Source organism: Alphaproteobacteria bacterium, from assembly GCA_030680745.1.
In the GTDB taxonomy this organism is placed as follows: Bacteria; Pseudomonadota; Alphaproteobacteria; order JAUXUR01; family JAUXUR01; genus JAUXUR01.
Map to the genome: position 1 here is coordinate 1 of JAUXUR010000022.1, position 25,093 is coordinate 25,093.

The following is a 25,093-nucleotide window of genomic DNA, read 5'->3' on the forward strand; positions in this document are numbered from 1 at the left end:
ATTTTTGATGCTGAAAATTTCGACAGATAATTGTTTTACCTTAGAAATTTTTGGTTCAAAAAGCGACCAAAGGTCATCGGCTAAAAACGGTAGTTTCAGATTATTTGGGTATATATTCATATAGTGCTAAAATAACGAATAGTGCATTTATATAAAAAAAAAGGAGAAGAATATGAAAATTTCTAGAATAATAGCATTAGTTTTAGCTTGCTCAAGCAATTTTATGAATGCTGAAGCGGCTTGGGTCGGTAAAGATAGCGATATTTCTTACTTAATTCATAGTCAGATTGACCAATTTTCTAAACATGTTGATAATTCTTCTGTGAATACTGAACATGTTGAGGTAAATGGTAAGAATTTTTACGGTATAGACCAGAAAAACCTTAATAAGACAAATTATGTTCAATTAAAAACAGACTTAATCAATAAAATGGGGTTAAAGACACGACGTATGGTTCAAATTGTTGGCAGCTCGAACCAATTTAGTGTTGAAGGAACACAATTAGCACGTGAATTTTTGAAACCATATTTTGATGGTGAGCATATTATTGAATATGGATATACAGGGCATATTAATGATGATTTATCTAAACTTGATATTAATTCATTTCTTAATGAGTATATTGAGCAGAACCCAAATGAGACACATCGTGTTTTAGCAAATGTGGTTGGTCATACCTTCACTGCGTTGAATCTTTGGGGTTGCAAAGTTTCTGATAAAGTTTCAAATTTTGTAGTCGTCTATAATGATTATGGTATGCAAGAAGGTTTTACAAAATTTGGCGATGATGTTATAGCCTCAGATTATATTATGTCAGCCGAAGATGATGATTTACTTGTTATTGTTGAAGGAGGTCCACAATCTTTTAGACAGGCCGTTAACGTTCTTGAAAAAGGTGTTAATGTTGTTGCATTAGGAAATGTTCGTGAAGAAAAAGATAGAAAATTTTTTTCCACAGCTGAATTTTTTGATCTTGTTAAAACTGCTTTACTTAAAAATCTCGATCTTACAGGTCAGGATATCAAGCAGATATTAGATAGTTATCTTTCAAATCATGAAGCTTGGGATCCAACCAGACCTGATGCAAGCACAAAAGAAGGACTTTTTTATTCAACAGTTGCAGATTTCATTAATAGGGGAATTTACAAAAAATTGCTTAATAGGTTAGATGTAAGGATTGTTGAATAGAGGATAATATTATTTCTATCTAACTTTTTTCTTAATGTATGTTTAGTTAAGATGGAGGAAATCTTCTTTCCTTCATCTTGAGATTCTGTAAAATCCTTTTTTCTTAATCTAAATAATTATCATTTTGCTGTCTTTTTGTTCTTTGTTTTGTGCTAGGTTTTTAAGATACAATCCTGAATCTGCGTATGAAGCGTGCTTCGAAGCAAACAGGAAAACAAAGATGGTGTAAACAATTTTTTATCATAACAATATAAATTGTCCTGTAGATTGATCAGCTATACCCAAATAATTTGGAAATGCCGATTTTTAGGCATGAGATTTGAGATGATTTTTGATGCTAAAAATTACGATAGGTAATATATTTACCTTAGGAATTTTTTGTTCAAAAAGCGACCAAAGGTCATTGACTAAAAACGGTAGTTTCAGATTATTTGGGTATATATATGCGTTTATTTTTTAATGCCCAATAATCGACGTATCGCATTTTTATACTCCATCAGCTCATTAAAATCTTGTGTTTCATACATCAGATTCAAATAATTATTAAAAGCTTCGTGGATATTGTAATAATTAGGCTTACCTATAAATTCATTCGTTTTTTTTCGAACTAGATCTTTATACTTAGGAAATTCAGCATAAGTCAGTAACCACTCATGATATGAGCTTGATACCCCTATTTACACACGTATCCTGACTTCCCGAATTAATCTTATTTAATTTTGCAGCTAAAAAACGTATTTAAGACCTATCGACATCACAGGGAAATATTTCAAAATATTTTTGCTTGCAGCTTTTTCTACTTTATCTTCAAGAAAACGTTTGAGAGAAGGGAAGTTTCGAGCTCCTGTTCTTGTGAGAGTGGCTTTTGGTGAAAACTGGAAGAGAACGCCAAGCTCACCTGTGAAACTCCAAGGAGAATTGTTATATAAAGCTGCGTCAAAAGCTAAGCCTAGATAAGGACTTACTCTTTGATAATGTACTTTTAAATTTGCTTGACCAACTTGATCTGGGGTGATGTTAACATTGTTAAGAGTGATGTTGTTTTTTAATCGAACATCGGATAACTCAAATTGATTTCCATTATAAAATAGTCCGGTTAATAATTTAAAACCACTCTTAAAGGGATGAAAGCCTAGACTTGCGCCTGCCGTTAAAAAACGAACTTTACTATTAAAAAAGAGGTCTTTTGTTGAATTATTGCTGGTGAGCTTAAGGCCATTAACGGATCCTGTCAGAGATAACCAGCTATTATGTCTATAAGAAGATTCAGCGCCAATACCCAATGTACTTCCCTTAACCCCCAATGAAATCGGCTCCGCAGAGGCTTGACTCAAAAAAAGAGCTAACAGAGATATAATTAATAAAGTAGTTTTTCTTGTCTTCATGACGATTCCTCTCAATACCAATAATTAATTTATCCTAAATTTTATACCTATACTTTGACCATTTTAGCTAAAGCTGGTTGAGAATAAATAGGAAAAAATCGATCTTTTAACATACATCTGTTGCTGTAGGGCGTTATTTAACGTGGAAGGGGCTGCACCTGATTGAAACGCATGCTGCCCCAAATTCCCCATGTATGTCAGTTCCTAGGCAATAAAGGTTAGTCCCTCACTGCCTCAAGCTTCGCGTTGGATTCATTCATCTCTTTATCATTGCTGGCTGTGAGACCGCTCTTGCCAAGTTCAATGACAACTTTTTTTAGGTTACCTGTGAACTCGAAGGGCATTTTGTCAGCATAGTCTTCAACGATGGGTGTTCCTGAGTCCTTGCCGATATCCAATGTTTCATCAAGAGATATTCGCGTGGGAATGGTGCGCTCAATTTTCGCTTGAGCTACCTGCTTATCATCCACTGTAATGGTGCCGATGCCGCCCTTGCCCGCACCACCTTCATCATACTTAAAATCGAAGAATATGGTGTGCTTACCAGGGCTAAGCTTCTCGTTTGAGGCGACTCGGTACTTATGTTCTGGCTGATTCGAAAAGGCATGGATAAATTGTGGCTTGCCATCAATAACGATCAATCCCCAGCCACCAAAGCGTCCACCCTGTGTCACAAGAACGCCTTCGGCTCCTCCATCAGGAATTTCAACTTCCGCTGTAACAGTATAGGATTTGTTCTTCAAGTCTGGTGCTGTACCCTCTGGAATTCGGATCATTCCTGGATAGAAGGTGAAGGTGCTGCGTCCCCGTGTCAAGCTTGGACGGATAGATACGTCGGTGCGTGCAACAAATGAAGCATCGAGTGGATAAACGTTATATTTTTTTGCCTCACGGTCAAAAATATCTTGGAGTTCTTTAAGCTTATCAGGATTTTTAGCTGCCAAGTCCTGTGCTTGGGAGAAATCCTGTGCAATGTGATAAAGCTCCCATTTAAAATCATCAGGGCTATTCTCTGAGGCAGCCTGCCAAGGTAATCGGAGCGGCGTTGTATTGGCCATCCACCCTTCGTGGTAAATCCCACGATTTCCCAACATCTCGAAATATTGCGTCTTGTGTTGCGTTGGTGCTTTGGCCTCGTCAAAACTATAAACCAGACTGTACCCTTCTATTGGTTTCTGCTTCACGCCATTGATTACTGTCGGCAATTGAATTCCAGTCGCTTCAAGAATCGTCGGGGTTATATCGATAACGGAGCTGAATTGTGTACGAACTTCGCCTTTCTGTTTGATGCGTGCAGGCCAAGAGATAACGAGACCATTACGTGTGCCACCAAAATGCGAAGCAACTTGCTTGGTCCACTGAAACGGCGTGTCCATGGCATGTGCCCAGCCAACGGGATAATGGTTGTAGGTTAACGGCCCGCCGAGATCATCTATGATCGAGAGAAGGTAAGGAAGACTTTCCTTAACCCCGTTAGCGGCAACGCCGACTTCATTAGCTAGGCCCTGCAATGTACCTTCGCCACTCGCGCCGTTATCACCTTGAATATAAATGATGAGTGTATTATCCAATTCACCGGTATCTTCGATTGCTTGAATGACGCGCCCAATGTTGTGATCGCAATAGGCTAAACTCGCCGCATATACTTCCATCATACGCGCATAAAGTCGCTTTTGGTCAGCGTTAAGGCTATCCCACGCAGGAATTTGCTCGGGTCGCGCGGTGAGCTTGGTGTCAGCAGGAACGACGCCCAAAGAAATTTGACGCGCCAGCGTTTCCTCCCGCAGCTTATCCCAGCCTTGATCGAACTGACCTTTAAACTTTTCGATCCATTCCTTCGGCGCATGATGCGGCGCATGGGTCAATCCCGGTGCGAAATAGGTGAAAAATGGCTTATCCGGTGCAAGAGCGTGCTGCTGACGAATCCATGAGATGGCATGATCTGCCATATCCGCCGCAAAGTGATAATTTTTTGAGTTATAAGGAGGTTCGATAGGCTTAGTGCCTTCAAAGAGTGCAGGGTGCCATTGGTCCGTGTCGCCGCCAATGAAGCCATAGAAATATTCGAATCCTAATCCAGTTGGCCAGAGCTCAAACGGACCTGCTTGACTCGACTGCCAGTCTGGTATGTTATGATTTTTGCCAAACCAGGCCGTATTCCAGCCATTCTGTTTGAGAATTTCCCCTATTGTGCCACAGCTCTTTGACATGATCGAATGGTAGCCAGGATAGCCCGTTCCCATTTCTGTAATGACACCGGTACTGGTGGTGTGATGGTTGCGGCCGGTGATGAGTGCCGCGCGCGTGGGAGAGCAAAGTGCGGTAGTATGGAACGTATTATATCGAAGACCTTCTTTGGCCAATTTGTCAAACCACGGTGTCGGAATCGGACCTCCAAACGTAGATGATGCTCCAAAGCCCACGTCATCAGTTAGAATCAGCAAGATATTAGGTGCGCCCTTAGGTGCTTGAATAGACTTAGGAAAATCTGGTGTAGACTCACTGGCCGTGCTGCCAATCTTCCCCTCAAATGGTTGTTGAGAAAATGGAAGGACATTTTCTGCTCCTGCTGGCAATGCCAGCGCGAAGGTAAAAACGCAAAATATTGTTTTGATTTTCATTTTTATTGTCTCTCTAAAAATTTTTGCCATTTTCCTATCCATCTGTATAGATTAAACTTATTAGTCGTTATCTCCATTATTTACTTTGGAAATAAGAATTGAAGTTGTACCCTGATTGTCCAATCAGAAGCATTTTTTGGTCTCACGATATTGTAATAAGTGGCCGCCGACACATTTATGGGTTGAGACCCTATTTTTAAAATCTGTCCAATTCCAAGGCCAATAGGAATGACCCATCGATCCCGACTTTTGGCAGTCCAATTGGCCGTAATAATGGGAGATGAGGTGAGGTAAGTCCCTGGAGAAGATGGGAGGTTATAGTTAACAAAAGGTTGCATAAGCATTTGGTTGACGCGTTCACGTTTAGAATTTCCTGCAAAATCCCAAATGTTATTGATGAGGCCGCCACAAAGCCATGGCCCCTTTGAAATCAGCGCAACACCCGTGGGACCTGTAGCCCATTTTTTAGCGCCCAAGGCATTATCGCTCGCTGTTGGAACTTGAAAAATTTGGCCTATGCCCCATACCAGTTTTCCTGAATCTTTGGGAGAAAGAAAAAATGAAACTTGCATATCCCCAATCCCATTCTTACGACCCATACCAGGATTTAATCCTGGTTGGGAGATCACAGGAAGGATCGTACGTGTGATTAAATTCCAATTTGGAGTCATATCAAATGGAATAACAGGTTGGATATTCAAGATATTTTGAGTTTGATCGTCAGCGCCTGCATTAAAATTTGTATTATTTTGAAACGGTAAACTGATCATATTGGCGATTGGGTTTTGTGCTGCTTTTGCAAGAGATTCTGTATCCTCTCCTTTAGAATCCTTTTTGGGGGACGAGATAGGATCTATCTTTGTTTCCTTATCGGTAGCATATAGGCTTAAATCTCCTAGAATCATAATAGTAATCACAATAATAGCTATACGCATGATGAATTCCCTTAGTTCTTTTTATTTAATTATTTTAGAACACTATTTATCTTTCACACACCGAAATCCCAGATTAATCATAGAAGAATCTGGTGAGGTTTTCATCCTTGCTGATATCCGATAGCCCCAGCAATAGCTATTGTGGCACATGAATGATCCGCCGCGTATAACATATTTTTTGACGTTTGGATCATCTGGATCAAAACTTTTTTCCGTATTGTGAGGATTAACAACGCTACCTTGTTTGTCTAAGGTAACGTAATAATGAGCATCATAAAGATCAGATGTCCATTCCCAAACATTTCCTGCCATATCGTAAAGCCCATAACCATTGGGCGGATATTTCTTTACAGGCGTTGTCCAATCTATCTTATTACTTTTGTGAGGAAATTCTCCTTCCCAAATATTTGCTTGTGGTTTTGTCACATCCACTTCTTCATTACCCCAAGGGTATTTGTTATTTTCCAAACCACCCTTTGCTGCCCATTCTCTTTCGGCTTCTGTGGGCAATCTTTTGCCTTGCCATTTACAATAAGCTTGAGCATCTTCAAATGAGACATGTACAACAGGGTGATCATTTCCCAGTATTTTAGACTTAGGTCCATGAGGATGACGCCAGTCTGCGCCATTTATCCAATGCCACCATTGAGAATAGTCGTTTAGGGAGACAGGATGTTTGGTCTGTTTAAAAACCAGTGATCCAGGCGCTAATTTATCTGCAGACGGTTTTGGTGTGTTCGGAGGTATCTGTTGTTTGAGCAATTCCCAATCAACTGGTTTTTCAGCGGTTGTCACATAGCTAGTTTCTTTAACAAATTTTTGAAACTGCTCATTTGTTACTTCTGTTTCATCCATGTAAAAAGCATCGATTTTAACTTGATGAACGGGAGATTCATCTGGTTTAGCAGCTGGATCATTATTCCCCATCATAAATGAGCCCGATGGTATCTCAACCATCCCAATCTGGGCGATTTTAGGAGCAGATATGAGAGCAGATGCTTTGGATACCTTGCCACAGCCACATGGTTCCTTTTTTTTTGCTGCTTTATCATCTGCATAAGAATGACAAAAGGTAAAAATTAATAAAGGAACTAAAATCGAGTAGAATTTATTCATAATAGGTCATATCCAATGTCTGTAATTGCTTCAGTTTACCTTCGATCAATTACTCAAAATTCTTATTTTCTGTATCTTTCTCTTGTTAACGATAGCAAACTGAATTTTTCTGTCAATAGAGGGGTTATGTACAGACCAGGCATTAAAATGAAAATGTGCACTGAAGAGACTTGATTTATGCAACACAGCCCTTACTTCACTGACGAAATTGTTGAGAAACCCATAACAGAGGATGTGTGAGAATTTACTGTTTTAGAGCAATTTTGAACTTTAAACCGTAAATTTTGACACGAATGATAGAAGATTCGACAGGGAAGATCGCAGTGTATTCTTTATGCATGATGATCTGAGTACCGAAGAGACGTATCAATCGACCACAATAGTAGAGTTTCAAAAAAAGTCTATTTTTTAATGCCCAGTAATCGACGTATTGCGTTTTTATACTCCATCAGCTCATTAAAATCTTGTGTTTCATGCATTAGATTTAAATAATTATTAACAGCTGCCTGAATATTATAATAATTAGGTTTACCTATAAATTCATTCGTCTTTTTTCGAACAAGGTCTTTATATTTAGGAAACTCAGCATAAGTCAATAACCACTCATGATGTATAGGATCAAGACGGGTTTTAATATTAATATAATATGTTTTGCCTAATCCCAAAAGCGCACCTGTACCTACCCATTCATAAGTTAAATGCAAATATCTATCATTTGAATAAAATTTAACTTGATGTCTTTTTGGTCTTGCAAATACTTGTAAATTCTGTCCTGAATAACGTAGGTTATTATCGTATTCTTCCTTAGGAACATCTTTATAATATTCCCTAGAATTAATGACAACTTTTTTTTCTGTAGATAATTGAGTAAGTTCTGTCCACGGAAGTTCATCTGGCGCATATATTTCATTTACTTGCTCAAAATTTACTACAATACTATTTGATGTATTAGGTAACAAAAAAAGAACAAAAGATGTATATATTAAAAAATAATGACGCATTATAATCCTCCAATTGTTTTCTAAAACATATATTATTATATAATTTGTAATATTAATTTTTGGTTAATTTTATTGAGCTCTAGATATTTCTATAGAAAAAAGGGAGCATTTATGTTTCCCTTTTTTGATTGTTTTGTTATAATCAATAAGTAGGATATATTTAATAATTATCCTAAAAAAATAACAAGATAATAAAAATTAGGGAGTTTCATACAATGAAAAAACTATCATTATTCCTTCTGCTTACAGCCATTTCAATGCCTTTAGCTTTTGCAGATGTTGCAAAAGATACAACAGGTATTGATAGTAACAATTTAGCTGGTGTTGTTGTTAAAACAACAACGACTAAAATTCCTGTATCAAAAGATGGGAAAAAGGGTAAAGTTAAAAATGAAGCTAATGTTTCCTATCACCATAACAATGATTCAGGACTCGACACAGATAAGGGCAAAGAATTAGCGCAAGATGCTCTTAATGAACATAATAAAAATAAAGCTGACGATAAAGAAGTTAGTTTAGGCATTTTCAGTACAATCGGTGGTGTTATTTCTGGTGGTATTGGTGCAGTATTGGGCATATTTGGTCTTGGTGGATCAAGCACACCTGCGCCAGCCCCTACTGCACCTGCATGATAATAATTATCTTTGGTTGCATCTATCCTGGATGCAACCTTTTCTCTTATTTGACATTATGCAATTAATAAGCAATCCTTTAAGAAAGGATTTGCTGTGTTTTATATTGCCCTTAAAATGCTTATCGGAGATCGTGGTAAATTCCTAGGGATTATCCTTGGGATTGGCTTTGCATCCCTCATTATGACACAGCAGCCTGGTGTATTTGTTGGTTTAATGACGCGTTCCTTTAGTTTTGTAACAGATATTGGTCTTCCAGATATTTGGGTCATGGATAAAAAAGTTAAATTTATTGATGATAGTAAAGCAATGCCTATTACTGCATTATATAGGGTTGCAAGTATTGAAGGTGTTTCTTGGGCAAAACCTCTTTTTAAAGGAAATATTCAGGTCAGATTAAAAAGTGGTAATTTTCAAAATTGCAATGTGATTGGTATAGATGATACAACCCTTATTGGGGGGCCTGCCAAAATGGTTCAGGGGAAACTTGAAAACCTAAGAAAAAGTGATTCTATTATTGTAAGTCTTGAAGGTGCAAATGATAAATTAGCTAATCCGCCGTTAAAACCTGGGGGACCCAAAATACCAATGGCAATAGGTGATACGATCGAGATTAATGATAATCGTGCCTTTGTCGTTGGTATCGCAGAAACAACACGAACATTTCAATCACAACCTATTATTTTTACAACTTTTAGTCGCGCAAGTAAATTTGCGCCACCTCAACGCAATTTCTTAAATTTTGTTCTTGTTAAAGCAAAAGACCCATCAAAAGTAAAAGAACTTACCAAAATGATTACTGAAAAAACAGGTTATGCTGCGTATACGGGTGATGAATTTAAAGATTTAACCATAGATTATATGATGAAATATACAGGCATTCCTATTAATTTTGGTATCTCTGTTTTATTAGGCTTTTTAGTGGGCGCAGCTATTGCAGGGCAAACATTTTATAATTTTACGATTGAAAATTTACGTTATTTTGGTGTTCTTAAGGCCATGGGCACACGAAATAGCACACTTCTTTGGATGATTTTATATCAAGCCTTAATTGTTGGTTTTATTGGATATGGTATTGGATTAGGCGGAACAGCTTTATTTTCAAGTCTTACGCAAGATACTGCAATCGCTTTTAGATTTCCATGGCAATTATTACTTTTTAGCTTTATAGGCGTTACGATTATTTCGGCAATTTCTGCTGCCATCAGTATTATCAAAGTTATACGATTGGAACCAGCTGTTGTGTTTAAGAGCTAACATGATCACTAACCATCTTATGGACAAATTTGTCGTCAGGTATCCGCTTCCGGTACTCATGTACGAGAAAGCACACTCCGTTCCGGTTCTCAACCTTTCTAAACTTTGCCTCATAATCTGGTTAGTTAAAGTGTATTTTCCTGAGAAATCAATGTCATGGTAAACGAGCAAAATATAGCTGTTGATTGTCAAGACATTACGAAAATATATGGGACTGATGGCAATGAAGTTTATGCATTAAATGGCGCAACCCTTAAAGTTAAAGTGGGGGAGCTTCTTATGCTTGCAGGTCCTTCTGGATGTGGCAAAACAACGTTAATTTCAATTATAGCAAGTATATTAAACTATAATGAAGGACAATGCATTGTTTTGGGTCAAGATTTGCAAAAAATGTCTAAATCTGAGAAAATTACCTTCAGAGCTGAAAATATAGGATTTGTATTTCAGGCATTTAATCTTATTCCACCTTTAACATCTGCTGAAAATATCGCAGTTCCTTTGATTATTCAAGGTGTTGATAGAGAAACAGCTACCCAAAAAGCATCCGCTTTATTAACTGAAATGGGGATGGGTGAAAAAAAAGATGTCTTACCTGCTGGCTTGTCAGGAGGACAACAACAACGTGTCGCGATTGCGCGTGCATTGATTCATAATCCAAAACTTATTGTTTGTGATGAGCCAACATCAGCACTTGACAGTCAAACAGGTCAAAAGATTATGAAAATTATGAAAAAAATAACACAAGAACAAAAACGAACTTTAATTGTCGTGACCCATGATATTCGTATTTATCCTTTTGCAGATCGGATTGCACTCATGGAAGATGGTCAAATTAAACATGTTTATGATTCCTATGAGCAAGCTTTAGAATATCAAACAAGCCAAGAGGAAGCGCATGTCTAAATTTTTACCGCTTCACCGTGTTTTATTTATTATTGCTTTTATTGGCTTGAGTGCTGGTGCTTTAATGTCCATCAAAGATACGCAACCACAACCCATTAGCCAACCTGTTGTTGCGCCCTCTTTTTCACCCTATAAAAATTTTATTGCAGGATCGGGTATTATTGAGGCGCAAACTGATAATATTAAAATAGGGTCGTTGTTAACAGGTGTAGTTGACGAAGTTTTTGTAGATGTTGGGCATCATGTACAAAAAGGGGATAAATTATTTAGGCTCGATGCACGTCAAGTTCTTGCAGACATTGATATTAAAAAAACACAACTTATGGAAGCGCAAGCAAATCTTAGACATGCAAAAACAACATTTCAAGATGCAAAAGATAAGTTTAATCTTGTTAAAAACATTGAAAATAATGGATCCATTAGTAAAGAAGAATATATTATACGTCGCAACAATTTAATGATCGCTGATACCAATTTAAAAATTTCTGAAGCCGTTGTTAAAACGAATGAAGCACATTTAAAAGCATCGCAATTAAATTTAGAACTTTTAACAATCAATTCACCTATGGAATGCATTATTTTACAGGTCAATGTTCATCCTGGAGAATTTGTCGCCAATGATCTTAATCCTCTCGTTTTAATTGCAGGTGGCACAAAATATCACATCAGGGTTGATATTGACGAAAATGACGCTTGGCGCTTCAAAGAAAAAACTAACGCTATTGCGTATTTGCGTGGAAATAATGAGCTTAAAATACCACTTCATTTTGAATATCTTGAACCTTATGTCGTACCTAAAAGAAATCTAACGGGTGGCTCAAGCGAACGCGTTGATGTGCGCGTATTACAGCCTTTATATAGTTTTGATCCTAAGCTTATTCAAACTTATATAGGTCAACAGGTTGATGTGTATATAGAGGTTCCATGATGCTTATACCCAACACTCTTCAAACTGTGGAGGTCGTTATATTTCGGGATTCACAATGCTTATGTATGAAGAATCAATCTATCGGACAAAAAATAACATTAGGTCCATTTTTTACTGTCCTAATCTCACGCCCCGTAATTCATTCCAAAGAAATGAATACAAATTTTTACGAAAAGACCCTCAAAAGTAAGAGTTTTTTTCACCTCTCCCCTTGTGGGAGAGGTCGCGACCAAAGGGAGCGGGTGAGGGGGTTTATGGAGGGTAAGTATTTGTCTTGCAATGCTTACACACGACACGATGATGTGTTTCTTGTAAACGCTTTAGACACCCCTCACCCGTCCCTTCGGGACGACCTCTCCCACAAGGGGAGAGGTAAAAAAAACAATTTCATTTTTTATTCGGTAGATTGATGAAGAATACGTTCCGCTTGCTCACCTCTCATCTTTCTACCCACATTTTGAAATTGTTTGGGTATATAAGTTTTTTGGTATTAAATCTCACCGGATGTGCTTTTGGGCCTGATTATAAAAGACCGGACGTGAAGCTACCTCAAGAATGGGCGCATCAATCAAAAGACCCAACGCAAAAAATCAACTTAAAATGGTGGGAAAATTTTCAGGATTCTTGTTTAACGGATCTTATCAAAGAAGCAATTCAGGAAAATTTAGATCTTAAAGCAGCCGAAGCACGTATTCTTCAAGCACGTGCAAATTTAAGAGGCATTGTCGCCAATTTATTTCCTCAAATAAATATGGATGGCACAATCTCTCGCAACAGAAGAAGTGAAAATAGTGTTAATGGCGGTGGAGGTGAGGGAAGTCCCTATTATTCGGAATATAAAGCTCAATTCGACGTGTCTTGGGAAATTGATTTCTTTGGACGTGTTAAACGTGGCAAAGAAGCTGCTTTAGCGCAATTGGAAAGCTCTATATTTGATCGTCATGCCATAAGCATCATTTTATATGCCGATATTGCACAAAATTATATATCGTTACGCAAAAATCAACATATTAAAAAAGTGTTAAAGGATTTAATACAAGATTGGCAAAAACTATATGATTTGAATCTTGACCTTAAAAAATCTGGTCTTTCAAATGACATACAACTTTTAAATATAAAATCTTCACTGGACGAAGCAAAAGCAGCAATTTCACCCATTAAAGCAAATATAAATGCCTTTATATATCAACTTTCTTTTTTATTGGGTAAAAACCCAACAGATTTAAAAGAAAAATTAAGTAAAGCCTCTCCAATGCCTTCTTGGAATGCAGCGCTCATTCTTGATTTACCCTCAACGCTTATTCAACGAAGACCTGATATTCGCAAAGCAGAGGAAGATCTAAAAGATGCGACGGCTCTTATCGGTGTTCATCTTGCAGATTTATTTCCAAGATTTTCACTTACGGGTATTTTTGGACATGATGCTAATATACCTTCTCAATTTTTTAAAGCGTCGAGCCGTTATTTTACATTAGGTGCCAATCCCAGTTTCGTTCTTTTTGATTTTGGTCGTATTAGGGCCGTTATTGATGAGGCTAAAGGCTTTAAAGATGAAAAATTTTATATGTATAAAAACACGATTTTAAATGCTTTTAAAGAGGTTGAAGAATTCTGTATTCATTATCTTATGGATGCAGAGCAAGAAGGGAAACTACAATTAGTATATAAAGATGCTGCAAAAAGCCTTGAGAACAGTAAAACACGGTTTGTACAAGGGCTTGATCCTTATATAAATGTTTTAAACAGTCAAATAAATTTGCGTTCCAAAGAATTAAATCTATTAGATGTTACCGAAAAAAAACTACTCGATGTTATTGCATTATCTAAAGCATTAGGCGGTGGCTGGTCATAAACTACTCAGCCTATGGACAAATTCGTCGTCAGGTCTGTGATTTCGGTACTCATGTACAAAGAGGTACACTCCGTTCCGATTCTCGACCTTTCTAGACTTTGTCACATAATCTGAATAGTTATTTAAAATGGAGCTTATAAATCAAAAAATTTATTCATATGATGGATAATTACGATTTAACCCATTCCATAATTTTTGATTTTGGTAATAACCCTACTTGTGTTGAAACGGCTTGACCATTTTTAAATAACACCATGGTGGGAATACTTCTGACACCAAATTGAGCAGGAATTTGGGCATTATCATCGACGTTCATTTTTACAATCGTGATTTGACCGTCAAGTTCTTTTGAAAGCTCTTCCAAAATGGGGCTTAAAGATTTACAAGGACCGCACCAAGGTGCCCAAAAATCTACTAAAACGGGTAAAGTTGATTGCAATACATCGCTTGAAAAACTTGCATCTGAAATGGAGCGCATATAAAAATCCTTATGGTTAAAAGATGACACCGAGATAGAATTGAATTCTACGTTTATGGTAGTTTTCTTTCAAGTCTTGACATCAACTATTTTTTGAACACCTAACCCTATAAAAAAACTATTTATCAAATCTACTAAAAAAATATAATTTTTGCTTCATGTTCATTCGCCAGATAAATTAACATTTAGTTCTTGAATAAAATTTTCTGCAATGCGCCCTTTCAAGACAAGACTTGCATCAAAATTATGAAATTTACTTGCTTCACTGCTTGCTGATGAAAGCCAATTAAACGATCCTTCACTGATAAGATAATCATCCACTACAAGAGTTTTACTATGATCTTCTGTTAAAAAAACATTCATTTGATCTTTTATTTTTGACAATAAAGGTGTTTTTAATATTTGCGACAATTTTTCGGCATCACTTTGATTAAGAACATATATATTAATTTTTACACCTTCTTTAATGAAAGAAGCAATGTCGATTAATCTTTTCTTTGCATTATTTGTAGTCACAAAAGGTGAAAAAATTTCTATTTTATGGTTTGCATTTTTACAAACACATCTAAAGAAATTTTCATGCGATTTTAATGATGTTAAAAGATGCATTTCAGATTCATGCAATAAGTCAATTTGAAAAGGATTGTCAACATTATCTCTATTCTTCCTATAATCAATTACTTTTTTCCAAATCCTACCTCTTAATTTATCAAAACATTTTACATTTCCTTGAATTTCAAATGATGTATTGTCGTAATCATCATTAAAATCTAACCAATTATAGGAACCAATAACAATAGATTTATAATCAATCATAAGAAATTTTGCATGAATATTGAATTGACGATGGATAATGCCAATATTATCAAAAAAATTTAATAAGCGTTTATCAATGAATTTATTATAATAAACAAAAATTTTGACTTTTTTTTCTCGAAGACGCTCAAATAGATTAAAAATATCTTGATCAAAAAAAGTAACGGATTGAGTAGTTATTAATACAGTCTGTTCAGCAGACTCAAGCATTTTTATGAGTAAATTTCTATGTTCATCTTTGCTGTAAATGCGTTTAATCGCAAATGAATCCTGAAAATCTTTATCAACTAATTGTGAAAAGCTATTATTTTCCTGTGTTTGGAAATTATTTTCTATTTCATCTAATTCATGTAAAAAAAGATCATCTTCAATTTTACCCTCAATATTGTCATTTAATGTTGGTGGAATTTTTTGAGATACATGAATATTTTTATTTTTTCTCTCTATTCTTTTTAGATCAGGAAATCCTTTCTTAACAAAAAAAGTTGAAATTGATTTTTGTTGCGGAAGATTGCTTTTATATTTCTTTGCTTGTGATTTTTGAAAAGGTGAAAGTCTTTGTTGTGTTTTTGTTGCGCTTAATGGATATGGATAAAAACCTTCTTCATGCTGTGTATCAGCATTAGACTGGCTTTGCCCAAAACAGACATCAATTGTTTTTTCTTTTGAAGCATTAAAAAATAATTTTGAACGGCGCTCAATGCGTGACAAATTTTCCTGTTCTAAATTATTTACATTTTTAACATCATCAATTGAATTTATTTTAGTTTTTTCTTTAAAATAGTCTTTTTCAATTTTATCAAGCAATAAAATTTCTTCTTCTGAAATAAAATCATCTATATCTGAAAACGAATCAATGGTGGGTGTCTCTAGGCATTGTTTTTTTTTATTTAATGCAATTTCTTCTCCTGAAATCGCCTCTATTTTTTTCTTTTTAATGCGCTCAACAGAAAAACGATCTCCATCTTCACTTATCGTGATATGATATTCATGCTTGTTGAAAGTATCGATTTCATATCCATCGTCATTAAAAACAGTAAGATAATCACCATCTTCAACTAAATCATATGACAGAACATCTTTGTTGCAAAACAAAAAAAGTATAATCCATAGTATTTTGTACATTACATAACCTTTTATATTAATATTTAGTTATAAAATAAATAATTTATAATGAATTGTATCGTTTTTTTTAATAAAAATCAATTTTTTTAAATATTAATATTATAATTTATTCTAAAATGAAGTTTCATTATTTTTTTATACTCTTTCAATGAAAAATAGGGTGCAATTTCTGATAGTTGTCACAACAGCATAATTTAATATGATGTTTTTTAAGTGTTATCAAAATTCTTAGATCCCAAAAATGATGTAGCTTTAAAAAAAATCTTTGGTACAGAAAAAAATAAAGACATTCTCATCCATTTTTTGAATGATATGCTGACATTCAAAGAAAAAGAACCAATTCAAGATGTAACCTTTCTTAAAACAGTTCAAGACCCTGAAATTGCTGCACAAAAAACAAGTATTGTTGATATTTTGTGTAAAGACAATAAAGGCAATCAATATATAGTCGAAATTCAAGTTGCAAAAGAAAAAGGCTTTGAAAAGCGTGCTCAATATTATGCTGCTAAAGCCTATAGCTCACAAGCGCGAATTGGTGCTGCTTATGCTGATCTCAAAGAAATTATATTTCTAGCGATTTCAAATTTTATTATTTTTCCTGACAAAGAAATGTATAAGTCAGATCATATTATTTTAGATAAAAAAACAAATGAGAATGATCTTAAAGATTTTTCTTTTACATTTTTGGAATTACCTAAATTCAAAAAAAATATAAACGAACTGAATACAATTGTTGAAAAATGGATGTATTTTTTTAAATTTGCTGATGACACGGCCGAAAAAGATGTTGCAAAAATTATCGCTGGTGATGATATTATCGAACGTGCTTATGACGAACTCAATCGATTTTCATGGAACGAAGAAGAACTTCTGATTTATGATCAGGCAGATAAATATGAAGGCGCTTATATTGCCTCTATGGAACAAAAATACGATGAGGGTATTTTAAAAGGCAAAGTTGATATTGTCAAAAACATGCTCACAGCAGGTTTAGATACTGAGACAATTGCACGTTTTACGGGTCTTTCTCATAATGAAATTAATAACATTAAAACTATATCCAAATGATTTGAAAATGCCGATTTTTAGGCATGATGTTTGAGGTGATTTTTGATGCCAAAATTTCGACAGATAATTGTTTTACCTTAGAAATTTTTGGTTCAAAAAGTGACCAAAGGTCATTGACTAAAAACGGTAGTTTCAGATTATTTGGGTATATACATTAAATGTTTAAAGTCAGACAAAATATAACTTTTATGATAAATTACTTTTATGAATATTGCACATTCAAATAATTTGAACTTAAAACTTTCATTACATATTGAGCTCATCCCATGTCTTTGTTACGCTTGGTCCACCTACACCTAACCAAGCCAAATTAGAAAAATGTTCCATAATTTCAATTGTTTGCTCATCTCCAATTCCATTCCGTTCGACATTGAGCCCGATCAACTTGAAAAGTGTTTTCACAATAGCTTTTGCGCCTTCATCAGAAATTCGATTGTAACTAATATCAAGCTCTGTCAAATTGGAAAGGTTTCTTGCGATAACTTTTGCACCTTCTTGTGTTATTTGATTGAAAGCGATATAAAGCTTCGTCAGATTAAAAAGGTTTTCTGCAATAAATCCAGCGCCTTCGTCTCCAATGTTGTTTTGAGAAATATAAATTTCAGTCAAACGCACAAGTTTTTTTGCAATAATTTTTGCACCGTCTTGCCCTATCTTATTAGTGCTAACATTAAGCTTCGTCAGATTAGAAAGGTTTTCCGCAATAAATACAACCCCTTCATCGCCAATGTTGTTTCGAGAAACATCCAATTCTGTTAAATGATGAAGTTTTTTTGCAATATTTTTTATACCGTCTTGCCCTATGTTATTGTTACTAACATTAAGCTCCGTCAGATTAGAAAGGTTTTTTGCAATAAATTCAGCCCCTGCATCGCCGATATTATTTTCAGAAATATCTAATTTTGTTAAATGATGAAGATTTTCGGCAATAAATCTGGCTCCTTCATCTCCGATCTTGTTCATAGAAATATTAAGCTCTGTCAGATTAGAAAGTTTTTCTGCAATAAGATATATCTCTTCGGCCTCAATGTTGTTTGAGGAAATATCCAGTTTTGTTAAACAATGAAGGCTTTCTACAATATACCTTAAGTCATCATTCCCAAGACGATTGCTACTAACATTCAATTCTGTTAGGCTACAAAAATTTTCTGCAATAAATTTGGCCCCTACCGTCTTGATTCCATTGCTAGAAATATTAAGTTTCGTTATATTTGGAAGTTTTGGAATAGAGGTTATAAAGTTATCGTTAATTGTATGTGTTTCAAACGTTATTTCCTTAATGTCTGGAAAAAAATAATCTAATGAAGTTAAAGCTATTTTTGAAAGAGGTTCTTTTACTACCAATGAAGTGACGCCATTTTTTTTGTTTAAAATTGAATCGTTAGGTGAAAAATATTTTAAACGCTCATCGTAAGACAAATAATTAATTTTATAAATAAGATCTGATCGAGGTTGTTGAGAGTTTATTAGTTCTTTATGTTTTTCTTCATAATCATGATAGCGTTTCGCAATTCCTTCGCACAAAACAACATTACTGTCGTCAATAATGAATTCTTCTGCATATCCTGTTTTAATTAAAAAAAACAAAGATATCGAAAATTTTATAATTAGTTTTTTCATTTTAAACCATATTTATTTAACATAACTTTGTAAGGCTAACATAAGTAATTTAAAATTTCAAACAAAAAAATTATATACTTATTAATATTTAACTTTTATTTAAAAAACTTTATTTAGAAAAAAAGTACTTGATTCGTATTTATAAAAAATACAAACTTTAACAAGTTGTTTTTAATATTAAAGATTGTATTTGCTAAAGACAAGATGAATCGATTTTGTATTTCAAGCAGGAAGAACGATATATGACTTAAATGAAAAAAAGTAAAAAGATTAATTTAAGAGGTTTCTAGATTTGAACACAAGCAAATCAATTTTCATTAATTTGCTTGTGTATTATAAATAATAAAATTAATTTAAATTTAATTTATCTAAATTAATGATATCGTCTCCATCTTCTTCGTCACTCTCGTCTTCGTCATTTTCTTCATCAGAACTAGAATCATATTCATTTTCAGAATCTGAATTTGTATTATTTGAATATATCATGTTATTTTCAATGTAATATTCTTCTTTAAGTTTAGGAAAAGATAATAATTTTGAAGAACAGTCATTACATAAACCAACTGAATTTTCATAAGCAAATTCTGCAAATTTAAGTGCTGTTTGTTCATTAATAGGCGCGCTTAATACATCATGTAATAAACGCATATTTGTATCATTATATTGTGGTCCTAATTGAGTAATTGTTTGAATTAGTTTGTCAAGAAGCGCATCTGGATTTGGACTTTTTTGTATAATAGAAATTAACGTTTTTGTTAATTTGTTTTTATTTATATTATTTTCTTCTATATTTCTCATAGTAATTTGTTGATCTAGCGTATTTAAACGAAAGAATTGAGGAGTTTGAATTTTAGCAAAACCATCATTAACTTTTTGGGTTATACTTACAATGGTTTTTAATAATGACGTTATATCGGGATTTGGATTTGCATTTACAGATGTTAATTGAAGCGCAAGTAAAAACGCTAAAAGAGCTTTTTTCATAATGTATACTTTCTGTATGTTAATTTACTATAAAGAAAATATACAATTTTACAGTAATTGTCAACAAAAAAAAACATTTAGTGACATTTTGTCAAATGACAAATTTGGATTATTAAATTTTTTTAAAACTCTATCCTTAATCCTTCATAAGCGACAATAGTATTCGGGTTTAATGAAGATGCTTCTAATGCAATTTTATCCATAAATTGATCATCATGGTCAGGATCATGATGAAAAATAATATAATTTTTGACATTGGCTTCTTTGGCTAATCGATAGCCTTCTTGCCAGCTTGAATGCCCCCAATGACGGTGTGATTCAAATTCATTATCTGTATAGGTCGCATCATAAATAAAATAATCTGCATCTTGGATGAGTTTTAAGATATGAGCATTTTGTTCATCTGTTTGATGCTCCGTATCAGTCACATAGCATATTGATAGATTGTTGTAATTTACACGATAGCCGATGGCCCGATTAGGATGATTTAAGGATGTTGTTTCAACTTTAATGCTTTCGCTTAAATGTAAAATATCTTTTGGGTTAAAATCATTATAAGCAATATCAGCTTTAAAAATATCGATGGGAATCGGAAAAAAAGGCTCCGTCATCATATTCGATAAAACGTCTTTAAGAAGGCGCTCGGGCTTCAAATGTCCTGCCCATAAACGAAATTGATGAGATAATGCATAAAATGGCTTAAAGAAAGGAATGCCTAAAATATGATCTAAATGTGTATGCGAAATCAACATATCCGCTTTAATGGTTTTTTTTTGTGCAAGCAATGTGTCGCCAAGAACTTTTAAACCAGTGCCTGCATCAAAAATGATCAGATGATCGTTGCACATCAATTCGATACAGGACGTATTACCACCGTATTTTGAATGTGACACAGATGTTATAGGAAAAGTACCCCTTACCCCCCAAAATTTTAAATATCCATTATTAGGTCGATGATTCATCTTAATTAACTTCTTGTTGTTTATGTCGATGAAGAAAGGCAGTCATATTTTCATTAAGACTCATGGATTTATTAAATCTTTCATTTTCTTCAAGATGTTCCCATAAAATGCGCATGTAATGGTCTAGTTTGCCATTAAGGTGTCTTATTTCAAGTTCTGCTTTTAGATTAATTTTATAATCATGTTCAGATCGGACACGGTCTTTTGCTTCTTGACGATTTTGACTCATCATAATAAGGGGTGCTTGGGTAGCCGCAATAGTTGATAAAATAAGATTTAAAAAAATATAAGGATAAGGATCGAGTGGTTTTGTAGCTATGGCATAAGAATTTAAAGAAATCCAAAGAATCATAAAAATAAAAAAACTAATAATAAATGGCCAACTACCAACAAAAGCTGACACTTTATCTGACAAACGATCTGCAAAAGTTGTGCTTTCTTCATAAAGATCATCTACGTTTTCTGAAATAACAGTTCGATCGATAAAGCTTTCAATAACAGGTTCTTCGTCTTCGGTGATAATTTTTTTTTCTTGCGTTACAATTTGTTTTATGTAAAGGGCGCGATAATGGCCCATATCTTTAAGACAAATATGATCTTCGTGCGAAATTTTAGGATGATCTTTTTGAATAAGCTCAAAAATAGGATCTGTTAAAAGTATTAAAGGAATGGTTTTAGCTTCATCAAATTTTTTTTTGCAGATGACGCATAATTTTTTACGTGTTTTTGACATGATCCACCCTTTTTTATACATGATATCATACAATAAAAAAGGGTGAAGAAAAAATTACGTGATTAGGCAATCTCTCAACTACTCAACCCCATAGAAACAACTGCCCAAATTATGAGGCAAAGTTTAGAAAAGCCGAGAACCGTAACGGAGTGTACTTAAGTACATGAGTAACGGAAGTGCAGGCTTGACGACAAATTTGACCATTAGGTGGGTAGTTACGAAGTTTTGCTGATGGAAACCATCGCTGGACGCAACAAACGATCTTGAATCATATATCCAGATTGATAGACTTCTACAACGTGACCTTCAGTAATGTTTTCATGAGGCACTTCAGCCATTGCTTGATGAAAATTTGAATCAAATTTTTGGCCTATTGGACTCATTTTTTGAATACCATTACGCTCTAGAATTTGATGAAACGTAATATCAGTCAGTTGGATGCCTTCAATAAGGGCTGTAACAAGAGGATCTTGCTTGTATTTTTCAGCGTCAATCGCCCCTAATGCACGACTTAAATTGTCCGCGACACCTAATAAATCGCGTGCAAAATTTGAAATAACATATTTACCTAAATCAGCTTTTTCGCGATCAGCGCGCTTACGAATATTCTCAGCTTCTGCAAATGATCTTAATAATTGTTCTTTGAGCAGACCAATTTCTTCTTTAAGTTGTGTTTCGCGATCATCAGAATGTTGCATTATTGTATCTTGATTCAACTCTTGATTCTCTTGAGGTTCTACAATTTTATTTTCTTGATCCACGTTAAACTCCTTACTTAATCATACGTTAAGATATAAGCAATGGAGATGAAATTCCAAGAGGGCGCTTGATAAAATTATAAAAATTGCATAAAAACAAAAACCTTAGTTGCAATTTATTTAAAATAGTTTACATTTTTAATAAGATAAGCAACAGAGGAACTTTCCAAGGAACTCTTGTTGACCGTTCAATTTCAAAATACCAAAACCTGAAAGACGGTCTTTAGGCAATAAGAGAAAGAGAATGAAAATTACACAAATGACAAAAGATATTTCAAATAACCGCCCAATGACTGATGAAGAAGAACTTCGCCGCGGCATCGAACTCTTATTCTTTGCTTATCGTGATTTCCTTTCAGACTCAGATGCAGTTCTTGAAAAACACCGCTTTGGACGTGCCCATCACCGGGTCATTTACTTTGTTGGTCGCTATCCACATCTTAATGTTGGACAATTGTTGTCGATCTTAAAGATCACAAAACAAAGTTTAGCGCGTGTTTTGAAAAAACTTATTGAAACTGGCTTTATTGTTCAAAAAACAAGCTCCCATGACCATCGTCAAAGATTGCTAGAATTAACTGAAAAAGGGTTAAAGCTCGAGCAACAATTGTGGGAAACGCAACGTCGCCGCATTGAAAAAGCCTATCAACATTCTCCTGAAGCAGTTGATGGCTATTGCAAAACACTTTTAGGCATGGTCAATGAAACTGACCGTGATCGCATTGTTGAATATGGATTGAATCCAGGTCATTCTTTGCATATTCTAAAACGCCGCTAATACTTTAACTGCCCAGCCTATGGACAAATTCGTCGTCAAGCCTGCGCTTCCAGTACTTAAGTACATTCCGTGCCGGTTCGAGAGCTTCTAGACTTTGCCACATATCCTCGGCAGTTTATACAAACCTTGATATTTGAGTATATCTTTTTTAAAAGCCCGCTTAGGCGGGTTTTTTGTTATTCGTTCAAAAGATGCGTGAAAAAATAAAAACAACATCAGCGCCGCTTAAAAAAGCAATCGCTCTTAAATATGAAATGGGTAAAGATCAAGCGCCCATTGTTGTTGCAAAAGGTGATGGATTTATAGCTGAAAAAATAATTGCACTTGCGCGTACGCACGATATTCATTGTCAAGAAAATCCAGAACTGGTTCAAATTTTATCCAAAGTAGAGCTTGAAACACAAATTCCTTATGAAGCTTTTGCAACTGTTGCTCAAATTATTGTGTATCTTTATAAAATTCAGGGTAAATTTAAACAATGAACAAAGATTTATCTTCTGCATTAAAACAACTTGAAAGCGAATTAGAAAAATCTGCTCAATCCTTCGGTGATGCTCAAATTGATTTAGTAATGCTTTCAACAAAAACAAAAAGTTTAATGGATGATCTTGTTAAAAATCCTAATGTGTTAGGTCCTGAAGATAAAATTCACTTTGAAAATTGTTTAAAATATCTCCACATCTTAGAAGAAAAATTAAATGATCAGATGAACCAATTTGTGATGAATATGTCTTATATACGATAGGATTTTTGGAATAGGTGAAAACTGCATCAAAACACTGGCTATTAACTGTTCAGATTATGTGGCAAAGTTTAGAAAGATCGAGAACCGGCACGGAATGTACTTAGGTACATGAGTACTGGAAGCGCAGAGCTGACGACAAATTTGACCATAAGGTGAGCAGTTATAGAAAAATGATTGATTGGCAAAGTTATATATATCCCTTTTTAATCCTCATGGGGATTATTGTATTGATTTTTATACTTGGGTGGGGGTTAAAACGTTTAAACCATCCGCAATTATCCTTGCGTCGAGGCCAAAAGAAAATTAAGCTATTAGAAATTCAACCTATTGATCCCAAAACAAAAATTATTAATCTTGAGTGGGAAGGTCAGAATCTTTTAATTGGCATAAGTGATAATGCTATGACGCTTTTATCTAAAAAAGATGAACATCATAAAAATAATGACACACATAATGTTTCGTAAAATTCCAAAAAAATATTTCATCTTTTTTTTAATACTCCCGTTCTTTTTTTATGGATCATTTTGTTTTGCGCAAGCTATAAATATTGATTTAGGTAAAGAGGGCACCTTAACGGGCCGCATCATTCAATTGATGGCATTGCTCGCTGTATTAAGCCTAGCGCCTGCTTTGCTTGTTATGGTGACCTCTTTCACACGTATTGTTGTTGTGTTGTCTTTATTGCGCAGTGCGCTTGGTGTACAGCAAACACCTCCCAATCCTGTTCTTATTTCACTCGCTTTATTTTTAACAGCTTTTATTATGGGACCCGTTTTTGAAGATGCTTACGAACAAGGCATCAAGCCCATGATGCAAGAACAAATCAATGAAATGCACGCTATCGAGCTTGCGGCGCAACCCTTTAAAAAATTTATGGCTAAAAATACACGTGAAGAAGATTTAGGATTATTTTTATCACTTTCAAACACAGAAAAAACAACAAGTATTGAGGATTTATCCCTTAAAATAGTGATTCCAGCTTTTATGATTAGCGAGTTACGCCGGGCCTTTGAGATAGGGTTTCTTATTTTTATCCCCTTTTTAATTATAGACATGGTGGTGTCATCCATTCTCATGTCTATGGGGATGATGATGTTACCTCCTATCACAATTTCATTGCCTTTTAAGATAATTTTCTTTGTACTAATAGATGGGTGGTATCTCATTGCGGGTAGTCTCATTAAATCCTATGGATAAAAGGAAACAA

General features: G+C 34.7%; 24 protein-coding genes. 12 read left to right on the forward strand and 12 right to left on the reverse strand.

Going from position 1 to position 25,093, the window contains the following annotated elements:
- Window positions 1–172 precede the first annotated feature (172 nt).
- Complete coding sequence (locus tag Q8L85_01550) at window positions 173–1,189, forward strand: hypothetical protein (GenBank protein ID MDP1723372.1); 1,017 nt, start codon at window positions 173–175, stop codon at window positions 1,187–1,189.
- 725 nt (window positions 1,190–1,914) lie between these two features.
- On the opposite strand, the gene Q8L85_01555 is transcribed toward Q8L85_01550, so the two are convergent.
- The 5 genes from Q8L85_01555 to Q8L85_01575 form a co-directional block, all read right to left on the reverse strand.
- Window positions 1,915–2,574 (reverse strand): hypothetical protein, encoded by a 660-nt coding sequence (locus Q8L85_01555; protein MDP1723373.1) that lies wholly within the window; start codon window positions 2,572–2,574, stop codon window positions 1,915–1,917.
- Window positions 2,575–2,792: 218 nt separating this feature from the next.
- Window positions 2,793–5,225, reverse strand: coding sequence for an arylsulfatase (locus Q8L85_01560; protein MDP1723374.1), 2,433 nt, complete (start codon window positions 5,223–5,225; stop codon window positions 2,793–2,795).
- Window positions 5,226–5,275: 50 nt separating this feature from the next.
- Window positions 5,276–6,130, reverse strand: a complete 855-nt coding sequence (locus Q8L85_01565; protein MDP1723375.1) for a neuromedin U — start codon at window positions 6,128–6,130, stop codon at window positions 5,276–5,278.
- A 42-nt stretch (window positions 6,131–6,172) separates the two neighbouring features.
- The gene (locus tag Q8L85_01570; protein MDP1723376.1) at window positions 6,173–7,246 is read right to left on the reverse strand and encodes a formylglycine-generating enzyme family protein; all 1,074 of its coding nucleotides are present in this window, start codon (window positions 7,244–7,246) and stop codon (window positions 6,173–6,175) included.
- 401 nt (window positions 7,247–7,647) lie between these two features.
- On the reverse strand, window positions 7,648–8,247 hold the full coding sequence (locus tag Q8L85_01575; GenBank protein MDP1723377.1) for a hypothetical protein: 600 nt from the start codon (window positions 8,245–8,247) through the stop codon (window positions 7,648–7,650).
- A 215-nt stretch (window positions 8,248–8,462) separates the two neighbouring features.
- Between Q8L85_01575 and Q8L85_01580 the strand changes: the two genes are divergently transcribed.
- The 5 genes from Q8L85_01580 (at window position 8,463) to Q8L85_01600 (ending at window position 13,819) form a co-directional block, all read left to right on the forward strand.
- Window positions 8,463–8,879: a hypothetical protein gene (locus Q8L85_01580; GenBank protein MDP1723378.1), complete on the forward strand. Its 417-nt coding sequence runs from the start codon at window positions 8,463–8,465 to the stop codon at window positions 8,877–8,879.
- Window positions 8,880–8,975: 96 nt separating this feature from the next.
- Entirely contained in the window at window positions 8,976–10,136 is a 1,161-nt protein-coding gene (locus Q8L85_01585; GenBank protein ID MDP1723379.1) for an ABC transporter permease, read from the forward strand.
- A 156-nt stretch (window positions 10,137–10,292) separates the two neighbouring features.
- Window positions 10,293–11,039: an ABC transporter ATP-binding protein gene (locus Q8L85_01590; GenBank protein MDP1723380.1), complete on the forward strand. Its 747-nt coding sequence runs from the start codon at window positions 10,293–10,295 to the stop codon at window positions 11,037–11,039.
- Window positions 11,032–11,967, forward strand: coding sequence for an efflux RND transporter periplasmic adaptor subunit (locus Q8L85_01595; protein MDP1723381.1), 936 nt, complete (start codon window positions 11,032–11,034; stop codon window positions 11,965–11,967). Before Q8L85_01590 ends, Q8L85_01595 begins: the two co-directional genes overlap by 8 nt.
- Window positions 11,968–12,376: 409 nt before the next feature.
- On the forward strand, window positions 12,377–13,819 hold the full coding sequence (locus Q8L85_01600) for an efflux transporter outer membrane subunit (GenBank protein MDP1723382.1): 1,443 nt from the start codon (window positions 12,377–12,379) through the stop codon (window positions 13,817–13,819).
- A 169-nt stretch (window positions 13,820–13,988) separates the two neighbouring features.
- On the opposite strand, the gene trxA is transcribed toward Q8L85_01600, so the two are convergent.
- The gene (gene trxA / locus Q8L85_01605; GenBank protein MDP1723383.1) at window positions 13,989–14,297 is read right to left on the reverse strand and encodes a thioredoxin; all 309 of its coding nucleotides are present in this window, start codon (window positions 14,295–14,297) and stop codon (window positions 13,989–13,991) included.
- A 162-nt stretch (window positions 14,298–14,459) separates the two neighbouring features.
- Entirely contained in the window at window positions 14,460–16,238 is a 1,779-nt protein-coding gene (locus Q8L85_01610; GenBank protein ID MDP1723384.1) for a hypothetical protein, read from the reverse strand.
- A gap of 213 nt (window positions 16,239–16,451) precedes the next feature.
- Here Q8L85_01610 and Q8L85_01615 point away from each other — a divergent pair, with 213 nt between their 5' ends.
- Window positions 16,452–17,306, forward strand: a complete 855-nt coding sequence (locus tag Q8L85_01615; protein ID MDP1723385.1) for an Rpn family recombination-promoting nuclease/putative transposase — start codon at window positions 16,452–16,454, stop codon at window positions 17,304–17,306.
- A 246-nt stretch (window positions 17,307–17,552) separates the two neighbouring features.
- On the opposite strand, the gene Q8L85_01620 is transcribed toward Q8L85_01615, so the two are convergent.
- The 5 genes from Q8L85_01620 to grpE all read right to left on the reverse strand — a co-directional run bounded on the left by Q8L85_01620 (window position 17,553) and on the right by grpE (window position 22,366).
- The gene (locus tag Q8L85_01620; protein ID MDP1723386.1) at window positions 17,553–18,926 is read right to left on the reverse strand and encodes a hypothetical protein; all 1,374 of its coding nucleotides are present in this window, start codon (window positions 18,924–18,926) and stop codon (window positions 17,553–17,555) included.
- Window positions 18,927–19,274: 348 nt separating this feature from the next.
- Entirely contained in the window at window positions 19,275–19,910 is a 636-nt protein-coding gene (locus tag Q8L85_01625) for a hypothetical protein (GenBank protein ID MDP1723387.1), read from the reverse strand.
- A 122-nt stretch (window positions 19,911–20,032) separates the two neighbouring features.
- A complete protein-coding gene (locus tag Q8L85_01630) occupies window positions 20,033–20,872 on the reverse strand; it encodes an MBL fold metallo-hydrolase (protein MDP1723388.1) in 840 nt (279 codons plus the stop codon).
- A 1-nt stretch (window position 20,873) separates the two neighbouring features.
- Window positions 20,874–21,605, reverse strand: a complete 732-nt coding sequence (locus Q8L85_01635; protein MDP1723389.1) for a DUF1003 domain-containing protein — start codon at window positions 21,603–21,605, stop codon at window positions 20,874–20,876.
- Window positions 21,606–21,820: 215 nt separating this feature from the next.
- On the reverse strand, window positions 21,821–22,366 hold the full coding sequence (gene grpE / locus Q8L85_01640; GenBank protein ID MDP1723390.1) for a nucleotide exchange factor GrpE: 546 nt from the start codon (window positions 22,364–22,366) through the stop codon (window positions 21,821–21,823).
- A 241-nt stretch (window positions 22,367–22,607) separates the two neighbouring features.
- Between grpE and Q8L85_01645 the strand changes: the two genes are divergently transcribed.
- From Q8L85_01645 to fliP, 5 genes are all read left to right on the forward strand, one after another.
- The gene (locus Q8L85_01645; GenBank protein ID MDP1723391.1) at window positions 22,608–23,141 is read left to right on the forward strand and encodes a MarR family transcriptional regulator; all 534 of its coding nucleotides are present in this window, start codon (window positions 22,608–22,610) and stop codon (window positions 23,139–23,141) included.
- Between the two features lie 173 nt (window positions 23,142–23,314).
- Window positions 23,315–23,623: an EscU/YscU/HrcU family type III secretion system export apparatus switch protein gene (locus tag Q8L85_01650; GenBank protein MDP1723392.1), complete on the forward strand. Its 309-nt coding sequence runs from the start codon at window positions 23,315–23,317 to the stop codon at window positions 23,621–23,623.
- A complete protein-coding gene (locus Q8L85_01655; GenBank protein MDP1723393.1) occupies window positions 23,620–23,886 on the forward strand; it encodes a hypothetical protein in 267 nt (88 codons plus the stop codon). Before Q8L85_01650 ends, Q8L85_01655 begins: the two co-directional genes overlap by 4 nt.
- 227 nt (window positions 23,887–24,113) lie before the next feature.
- Entirely contained in the window at window positions 24,114–24,350 is a 237-nt protein-coding gene (locus Q8L85_01660) for a flagellar biosynthetic protein FliO (GenBank protein ID MDP1723394.1), read from the forward strand.
- Window positions 24,337–25,083 carry a flagellar type III secretion system pore protein FliP gene (gene fliP, locus Q8L85_01665; GenBank protein MDP1723395.1) on the forward strand — a complete coding sequence of 249 codons (747 nt, stop codon included), beginning with the start codon at window positions 24,337–24,339 and terminating at the stop codon, window positions 25,081–25,083. The genes Q8L85_01660 and fliP overlap by 14 nt, the downstream gene beginning before the upstream one ends.
- The last annotated feature ends 10 nt before the right edge of the window (window positions 25,084–25,093 follow it).

Excerpts from the sequence above, each read along its gene's own strand:
- Q8L85_01550 (MDP1723372.1), top strand. The coding sequence starts at position 173 with ATGAAAATTTCTAGAATAATAGCATTAGTTTTAGCTTGCTCAAGCAAT.
- Q8L85_01555 (MDP1723373.1), bottom strand. The coding sequence starts at position 2,574 with ATGAAGACAAGAAAAACTACTTTATTAATTATATCTCTGTTAGCTCTT.
- Q8L85_01560 (MDP1723374.1), bottom strand. The coding sequence starts at position 5,225 with ATGGCAAAAATTTTTAGAGAGACAATAAAAATGAAAATCAAAACAATA.
- Q8L85_01565 (MDP1723375.1), bottom strand. The coding sequence starts at position 6,130 with ATGCGTATAGCTATTATTGTGATTACTATTATGATTCTAGGAGATTTA.
- Q8L85_01570 (MDP1723376.1), bottom strand. The coding sequence starts at position 7,246 with ATGAATAAATTCTACTCGATTTTAGTTCCTTTATTAATTTTTACCTTT.
- Q8L85_01575 (MDP1723377.1), bottom strand. The coding sequence starts at position 8,247 with ATGCGTCATTATTTTTTAATATATACATCTTTTGTTCTTTTTTTGTTA.
- Q8L85_01580 (MDP1723378.1), top strand. The coding sequence starts at position 8,463 with ATGAAAAAACTATCATTATTCCTTCTGCTTACAGCCATTTCAATGCCT.
- Q8L85_01590 (MDP1723380.1), top strand. The coding sequence starts at position 10,293 with ATGGTAAACGAGCAAAATATAGCTGTTGATTGTCAAGACATTACGAAA.
- Q8L85_01595 (MDP1723381.1), top strand. The coding sequence starts at position 11,032 with ATGTCTAAATTTTTACCGCTTCACCGTGTTTTATTTATTATTGCTTTT.
- Q8L85_01600 (MDP1723382.1), top strand. The coding sequence starts at position 12,377 with ATGAAGAATACGTTCCGCTTGCTCACCTCTCATCTTTCTACCCACATT.
- trxA (MDP1723383.1), bottom strand. The coding sequence starts at position 14,297 with ATGCGCTCCATTTCAGATGCAAGTTTTTCAAGCGATGTATTGCAATCA.
- Q8L85_01610 (MDP1723384.1), bottom strand. The coding sequence starts at position 16,238 with ATGTACAAAATACTATGGATTATACTTTTTTTGTTTTGCAACAAAGAT.
- Q8L85_01620 (MDP1723386.1), bottom strand. The coding sequence starts at position 18,926 with ATGAAAAAACTAATTATAAAATTTTCGATATCTTTGTTTTTTTTAATT.
- Q8L85_01625 (MDP1723387.1), bottom strand. The coding sequence starts at position 19,910 with ATGAAAAAAGCTCTTTTAGCGTTTTTACTTGCGCTTCAATTAACATCT.
- Q8L85_01630 (MDP1723388.1), bottom strand. The coding sequence starts at position 20,872 with ATGAATCATCGACCTAATAATGGATATTTAAAATTTTGGGGGGTAAGG.
- Q8L85_01635 (MDP1723389.1), bottom strand. The coding sequence starts at position 21,605 with ATGTCAAAAACACGTAAAAAATTATGCGTCATCTGCAAAAAAAAATTT.
- Q8L85_01645 (MDP1723391.1), top strand. The coding sequence starts at position 22,608 with ATGAAAATTACACAAATGACAAAAGATATTTCAAATAACCGCCCAATG.
- Q8L85_01655 (MDP1723393.1), top strand. The coding sequence starts at position 23,620 with ATGAACAAAGATTTATCTTCTGCATTAAAACAACTTGAAAGCGAATTA.